Origin of the sequence: Brucella tritici (assembly GCF_008932295.1) — a bacterium.
Lineage (GTDB): Bacteria > Pseudomonadota > Alphaproteobacteria > Rhizobiales > Rhizobiaceae > Brucella > Brucella tritici.
The window spans coordinates 78,093-85,125 of the sequence record NZ_WBWA01000021.1 but is presented as its reverse complement, the minus strand read 5'-3'; the positions used below and the strand labels follow the sequence as shown (position 1 = coordinate 85,125).

Genomic DNA, 7,033 nt, shown 5'->3' with positions numbered 1-7,033 from the left:
CACCTTCTGCCGCCTCAAGGACTGGAGGCGTGTCGCGACACGATATGACAAGCTCATGATTAACTTCGCAGCAACCTGCTACATCGCCGCCATCGTCACATGGTGGATCAATTGAGTCTGGACCCTAGCGCATCATCTCCGCATAGTTCACAGAGTTCGAGGTGCTGCCCTTAGGTATAGTCCGATAATGTTAGGTGGTTCTTACGTGCGCTTTATGGGGGAAGCAAGCAATGCCTGTGCGGGCGACCAACATACAGGAAATACGATTGACACGGTTGCCTTTGAAAACATTGTCAATCTCGGATCAAATCCTGAAGGTAATATAACCTATTTACTCCATTATTTTTAAAGATGTTGATTAAGAATATTAATCACATTTGATCTCATTTTAACGAAACGAATCATTTCCTGGATCAATACTCACAAATGTGATATGATTTATTTATATTATATTTTAGGATTAATGAATATGGAAATTGACACTTTCTCTGTTATTCAATCTCTTGCATTATTTGCAGTCGTCATAGTGATAATGTTCATGATATTTATTGGAATTAATACCAATGGAACATTGTGAACTGTTTAGGAGCTGCATGCACAAGATTCACTAAATCCAACGTTATATATTTGGCCGGGGCCAATGCCTATCATAGTCTATCCACGGCAGGTCTTTCTGCGGGTGCATGGTTCACAAACCGATTCAGGATCGCAATGGCGGGAAATTCCCATTATCGCTAAAGGCGAAAAGAATACTGAGAGGAAGTAAGAAATGCCGGTGCAAAGGCGCAGCCAGCGCATCAGTGCCTTGCGTCCATAACTGCAGTAAAAATCATAAAATTCAATGAAATGGCGGAGAGGGTGGGATTCGAACCCACGGTACAGTCTCCTGCACGCCGGTTTTCAAGACCGGTGCCTTAAACCGCTCGGCCACCCCTCCAGGCGATTGATTTATTATGCTTTTCTCAAATCCGGAAAAGCTGCAAACCGAAGCAAGCTATCGATTTGCGCCCAATCGCTCAGCGAGTGACTTCTTAGCAGTTTTTCTTGTGGCGTCAACGTGCACTGTTCCATTTGCCAGCATTCTGAACATGAGAGACAGAAAACAGTCACAGATCCCGCCCACAAGAACTCAATCCAGCCTCAACACTTCAACTTTCAATGTTGCAGCCATGGCCAGCGGTTGATTGCGCGCTAAGTTCTTTCACGCAGTCCCTATCGCAGATTGCCATATCGGCAGGATTCAACATGGAGGAATCCCCATGCAACACAAAATCCAGGAAGACATGGAAGTCATCGGCGCCGATGGCGTGCATGTTGGCACAGTCGACCACATTGAAGGTAACCGCATCAAGCTGAAAAAGACCGATAATTCCGGCCTGCACAGCGACCATCATCATTATATCGAACTCGGTTTTGTTGCCGACGTCGAAGGCGACAAGGTGAGGCTTTCTGCCAATGCCGATGTGGCGGTAACCCTGGAGGAAGAAGCCTCAGGCCGTCCGGTTGATCTCTGAAGCCAGCCTCAAAACCTGCTCATAACACGCGGCCAAAGGCTGCCGTGTTATGAGTCCTCCACCTCGCCTGCCTTCCGCCCATCGTCTTTCTGCATTGTTGCAGATCGAGACTTCGATCTGATAGAAATTCATTGTCAAAACGCCGCAAGGAAGCGACCGGACTTGTCCTTTGCCTTATTGCGACTTAAACATGAGTATAATAATCAAAATAAGAAGATGGGAAGCTATGAGTCTGGATTCCGTAAAGGCATTTTTTGCGGCCAAAGCGCCGGAAATCGAAGTGATCGAATTGCCGACGAGCACAGCCACCGTTGTTCTCGCCGCAGAAGCGCATGGTGTGGAACCGGGACAGATTGCCAAGACGCTTTCGTTTTCGGCCAAGGACCAGACCATTCTCATCGTCACTCGTGGCGATGCGCGTATCGATAATCGCAAGTTCAAGGATCAGTTCGGAACCAAGCCACGCATGCTGGATGCTGAAACCGTTCTCGCTGAAACCAGCCACCCGGTCGGAGGCGTATGTCCGTTCGGTCTTCCCAGCGCCCTGCCCGTTTACTGCGATATATCGCTGAAGAGCTTCGAGGAAGTCGTACCCGCAGCCGGAGCTACCAATAGCGCCGTGCGCATCGCTCCGCACAAAATGGCTGAATTGGTCAGTGCCGAGTGGATAGACGTCTGTCAGTAGGCCGAAATGGTTTTTTGCAGCGGGCCTGGGAGAAACTCGCAGTTAATTGATACGGGTAACAACTTTTCCCTTTAAAGGTGAGAAAAGACTTCATATATTTTAAGAATGATTCTAAAGTGGGTTAAGAAACAGATACCCGCTTTCACGCATGATCCGATCGAGCCTTGAACCTTTTCGGATCGCAAATGCGAGAAGACCAGAATTTTGGAGCAGTTCCAAAACAGGGATAAACCGTCTTTGGTTTGGAATTGCGAACTCAAGGATTGGAGCATCGCGTCCTCGGCATCGAGGCATGTAATCGCTCCGAGACGTGCTGAAAGGAACAGTGATGCGTCTTACCCGCCAGACGAATTATGCCGTTCGTATGCTCATGTACTGCGCCGCCAACGACGGCAAGCTCGGCCGCATTCCGGAAATTGCGCGCGCCTACGGCGTTTCTGAACTGTTTTTGTTCAAGATTCTTCAACCGCTCGTCGAGCATGGGCTGGTGGAAACGGTACGTGGCCGCAATGGCGGCGTGCGCCTTGGACGTGCGGCACAGGACATTTCGCTGTTCGATGTTGTGCGTGTAACCGAAGAAAACTTCGCCATGGCCGAGTGCTTTGAAAATGACGCTACCGAATGCCCGCTGGTCGACAGTTGCGCGCTGAATTCCGCGTTGCGCGAAGCGCTCAATGCATTCTTCGGCGTACTGATGAAGTACAGCATTGCAGACCTCGTCAAGGCGCGCCCGAATGTGCGGCACCTGCTTGGTCTCGATGAAATGGAAGAAGAGCGCGTCGCGAGCTGACGGTTCAACACAAAGTTTGAAATGAAAAGGTCCGGCTTGATGCCGGACCTTTTTTATTCAGCGGCAGAGCGATAGGCAGACTGCGGCAATACGAAAGGGACACCCTTTTCCGGCGGAACGCCTACCCGCAACGTACATTCATAGACACGTTCGAGCCGTTCGTCGGTCAGTGCTTCGCGCGGTGTGCCGATCACATCGAGCTTGCCCCTGTTCATGACTGCAATACGGTCGGCGAACATGGCAGTCAGGTTTAGATCATGCAGGATAGCGATCACCCCGCCGCCTGCCGCCGCGAAATCCTTCGCAATCTCCATCACGACGATCTGGTGTCGGATATCGAGGCTCGAAATCGGCTCATCCAGAAAGAGATACCGCGGCTTGCCGTCCACGACCGGTTTCCAGACCTGGCAAAGAACGCGGGCAAGCTGTACCCGCTGCTGTTCTCCGCCGGAAAGTTCCTGATAAAGCCGACCACCGAAGCCAGCGAGATCAACCCTTTGCAGGGCGAGATCGGGTAAGCGCTTTTCTTCATCACGAGAAACGCCGCTATAGCCGCCGGTAAGCCCGATCTTTACGATCTCGCGAACCATGAAAGGAAACGACAAGGCGCTTGCCTGCGGAAGCACTGCCCGGCGCGCCGCCATCTGCCACGGCTTGATTTCAGCGAAGGACCGGCCATCCAGATAGGCGGTTCCTTTGTAAGCGATGTCGCCGGAAAGTGCGCGCAACAGCGTGGTCTTGCCGGAACCATTCGGCCCCACGATGGCGGTCACCTCGCCCGGCTTAGCCGAAAAGGCGATGTCACTGATGATGGTCTTGCCCGACAGGCTTACGCCCAATGCCTTTGTTTCAATCATGATAGCCTCACAGATCAAGCAGGCCGCGCTGGCGCAGCAATATCCAGAGGAAGAACGGCGCGCCGAAAAGCGCGGTGATGATGCCGATCGGCAATTCTGCCGGGGCCACAATCGTGCGGCTTACCGCATCCGCCAGAAGCAGAAGCGTGGCGCCCAACAGAGCCGACGCTGGCAGGAGATAACGATGGTCCGGCCCGATGCTGAGGCGCAACATATGCGGCACAACAATGCCGATAAAGCCGATCCCGCCTGCAACGGCCACCGTTGCGCCGGTAGCAGCAGCCACCGTGACGATGGCGATGTTCTTGATGCGCTGCACCTGTATGCCGAGGTGACCGGCAGCAGCCTCGCCCAAAGCCAGTGCATTGAGACCGCGCGCGAGCAAAGGTGAAACCACCAGAATGATAGCGATGACCGGCCCCGCAGCGCCAATCTTTGCCCAGGTAGAACCAGCAAGCGAACCGAGACCCCAGAATGTCAGGTCCCGCAACTGCCGGTCATCGGCCAGGTAGATGAGCGCACCGGTGGCAGCGCCTGCGAGGGCACCAAGTGCAATACCGGCAAGCAGCATGGTTGCAACAGAAGTGCGCCCGCGACGCGTCGCAACACGATAGAGCAGCAAAGTGCTGGCAAGGCCGCCCAGAAATGCGGCCAGAGGCAACGCATAGACACCGAGGATCGCAATAACGGGCGCGAGAAAAGTGCCACCCAGAACGATCATCGACACCGCGCCAAGGCCGGCGCCGGCTGACACGCCGACAAGCGCCGGATCAGCCAGCGGATTGCGAAACAGGCCCTGCATCACAGCCCCCGAAACGGCGAGCCCAGCCCCGATCAACATGCCCATGACGATACGCGGCAGGCGGATCTCCATGATGATCAGATGATCGCGACGAAATGCATCCGCGCCTTCGGCTGCGCCGGAGGAGGTCAGAGCGCGCAGAACCGAAAGCACGGACGCATCCGAAGCGCCTGCTGTCAGGCTGAACAGTGCCGCAATGCATAAAGCAACGGCGAGCAATATGATGGTGAGCCGCGCACGAGCCGCGCGGTCCCCCGTAACATCACGTTCGGATTCATTATCTGAATGACGCGCTGCAAAGCGCTGTTCGCGCGCTACGCGACCTTGGCTGGTCATTTCGAATATTCCTTGCAATCAGGCTTGCATGTCCTTCAAACGTGCAAGCCCGATCATGTTATTGCGCTGAGGAAGCGCCGTAGAGTTTTGCTGACAGGTCACGAATGGCAGCGCCGGTTCGCGGCCCAAATCCCAACAGATAGGCTGCTTCCATCGACACGACATTCTTGTCGCGGCCCGCCGGCGTTGCGGCGATAACGGGATTTTTCAACAGTGATTCCGGCGTCATCCCGTCCGAACCCGTATCCATCATCAGAATCATGTCGGGCGCGGCTTTCTCGATAGCTTCGTCGGTGAGCTGCTTATATCCGTGATACTCGGTTATGACGTTTTCGCCACCGGCAAGCTCGATCATGCCGTTAGCCGCCGTACCTGTACCCGATGCCATCATACGCCCGCCGGGAGCTGACAATACGAATAGAACACGCTTGCGTGAACTGTGGCTGGACGCGGCCTTTTCAGCCACTTCTATATCGCGCGAGACTTCGGCAGCAAGCGTCTTGGCCTTGTCTTCCAGACCGAGAGCTTTGCCCACGATCTCGATTTTCTTGACAACGCTTTCGCCGGTATAAGTTTCCGGCACGACGATCATCGGCACAGATGCTTTTTTCAAAACATCCAGCGTGTCCTGCGGCCCGCTGCCCTCAAGGAGTAGAATGCCGGTCGGATTGACCGAGAGCACGCCTTCGGGCGCAAGCTGGCGCATATAGCCGATATCCGGCAACTTCTTTACGGCATCGGGATAGATACTCGTCTGGTCACGCGCGGCGAGCAATTTTTCCGCACCGAGAGCGTAGACTATTTCCGTCAGCGAGCCGCCGACGGAAACAATGCGCGACGTGTCGCCGAAATGATCGACAGTCTCGGCACGTGCAGCACCACCGGCCGCCAGCGATAATGCCATGGCAGCCAAAGCAGCTCCGCGCCTGAAGCGCGAGGAAATGAACGACATCGCCGTCACCTCATGCAGCAGACGACTGCGGCAGACGCGGAAGATTTTCCGCGATCATGCGCCAGTCGGCCAGTTCCGCTTCGCCTTCATGGCGCTCGCCGAAGAACTGAACAATCAGTTCGCCATTGGCATCATAGGCTTCCAGCGATGTCACATGACCATCCTTCGTAGGCTTGCGCACCACCCAGACGTCGGCAATGTGATCGACGCGCAGGTGCATATGGAACGTCGGGTCCAGCACGTTAAGCCACGGGCCCATCATCTTGATCTCGAGGATCGGACCCGTATGAATCTGAATGCAACCACGGCTGCCGACAAAGCACATGATCGGCAGCTTTTCCTGCACCGCATGGTTCATCATAGCCTCGACCGACGACGTATCGACACGCCAGGCAAAATCATGACCGGCAAGATGCACGGCCTGATGGCGATCCACGCCGAAATCCTTCAACAGGCCAACGAACTGGTGCACATCGGTGAGAGAGCCCCAACGTTCACGGAATGCGTCGATATCGAGAAGCGATATGTCGGCCTTCGGCCCCTTTGGCGCAAGCGCGCTGGTTTCAATGACTGGAGACTGATCGTCCAGCAGCAGATCGCTGACGAGCGCTTCGTAGGCTTCAACATTGGAAGCCGGACGCAGATGAATCTTGAAGACCGCCTCGCCCGTGGCGTCGAAGAACTGCAGGCTGCGGCGCGTTGCTTCGCCATCCTGCTTGGAAACCGCGAAACCGTGAACCCAATGCTTCGGGAAAATACGAAGATCGATCTCCTTGCCGAGTGCCAGCGAAGCATGCGGCCCCCAGATCGTCTTTTCAAAAGGCCCGATCTTCTCATGGACAACACTCTCATTGCGCGTCAGCGCCATGATTTCGCCGACGGCCCCAATCCGATTCAACAGCGTTTCGACATCGGCGCGAACACGCCGCGCCGAAATCGGTGCCGTTGCATCTTGTCCGCAATGCGCTGCTACGAAATCGGCTTCTGATATACCGAGGCTCTGCGCAAAATCGCGTTCACGCATTTTCGGATTATCAGCCCGTGCCTTGAGAATCTGCTCTGGGGAGGGCTTGGATTGAGTCGTCATCTGATGGTTG

General features: G+C 54.6%; 7 protein-coding genes, 1 tRNA gene and 1 pseudogene. 4 read left to right on the top strand and 5 right to left on the bottom strand.

Translation table 11 applies throughout. The annotated features are described in order from the left end of the window. A pseudogene (locus F9K91_RS18810) lies at positions 1-115 on the top strand (IS5/IS1182 family transposase); the annotation flags it as partial. 732 nt (positions 116-847) lie between these two features. Here F9K91_RS18810 and F9K91_RS18805 read toward each other — a convergent pair. Beyond that, positions 848-937, bottom strand: a tRNA-Ser gene (locus tag F9K91_RS18805). 322 nt (positions 938-1,259) lie between these two features. On the opposite strand from F9K91_RS18805, the gene F9K91_RS18800 reads away from it, so the two are divergent. The 3 genes from F9K91_RS18800 (at position 1,260) to rirA (ending at position 2,989) form a co-directional block, all read left to right on the top strand. After that, a complete protein-coding gene (locus F9K91_RS18800) occupies positions 1,260-1,514 on the top strand; it encodes a DUF2171 domain-containing protein (RefSeq protein WP_151557894.1) in 255 nt (84 codons plus the stop codon). A gap of 226 nt (positions 1,515-1,740) precedes the next feature. Continuing rightward, positions 1,741-2,199, top strand: coding sequence for a YbaK/EbsC family protein (locus F9K91_RS18795; protein ID WP_151557896.1), 459 nt, complete (start codon positions 1,741-1,743; stop codon positions 2,197-2,199). A 328-nt stretch (positions 2,200-2,527) separates the two neighbouring features. Next, positions 2,528-2,989: an iron-responsive transcriptional regulator RirA gene (gene rirA, locus F9K91_RS18790; RefSeq protein WP_151678435.1), complete on the top strand. Its 462-nt coding sequence runs from the start codon at positions 2,528-2,530 to the stop codon at positions 2,987-2,989. A 53-nt stretch (positions 2,990-3,042) separates the two neighbouring features. Here the strand turns inward: rirA and F9K91_RS18785 are convergent, their stop codons facing one another. Genes F9K91_RS18785 through F9K91_RS18770 form a run of 4 tightly spaced genes read right to left on the bottom strand, consistent with a single transcriptional unit; the run spans position 3,043 to position 7,023 of the window. After that, complete coding sequence (locus tag F9K91_RS18785; RefSeq protein ID WP_151678434.1) at positions 3,043-3,846, bottom strand: heme ABC transporter ATP-binding protein; 804 nt, start codon at positions 3,844-3,846, stop codon at positions 3,043-3,045. Positions 3,847-3,853: 7 nt separating this feature from the next. Then, positions 3,854-4,984, bottom strand: a complete 1,131-nt coding sequence (locus F9K91_RS18780; RefSeq protein ID WP_151678433.1) for a FecCD family ABC transporter permease — start codon at positions 4,982-4,984, stop codon at positions 3,854-3,856. 58 nt (positions 4,985-5,042) lie between these two features. Next, on the bottom strand, positions 5,043-5,936 hold the full coding sequence (locus F9K91_RS18775) for a heme/hemin ABC transporter substrate-binding protein (protein WP_151678432.1): 894 nt from the start codon (positions 5,934-5,936) through the stop codon (positions 5,043-5,045). A gap of 10 nt (positions 5,937-5,946) precedes the next feature. Continuing rightward, positions 5,947-7,023: a hemin-degrading factor gene (locus F9K91_RS18770; protein ID WP_151678431.1), complete on the bottom strand. Its 1,077-nt coding sequence runs from the start codon at positions 7,021-7,023 to the stop codon at positions 5,947-5,949. Positions 7,024-7,033 lie beyond the last annotated feature (10 nt).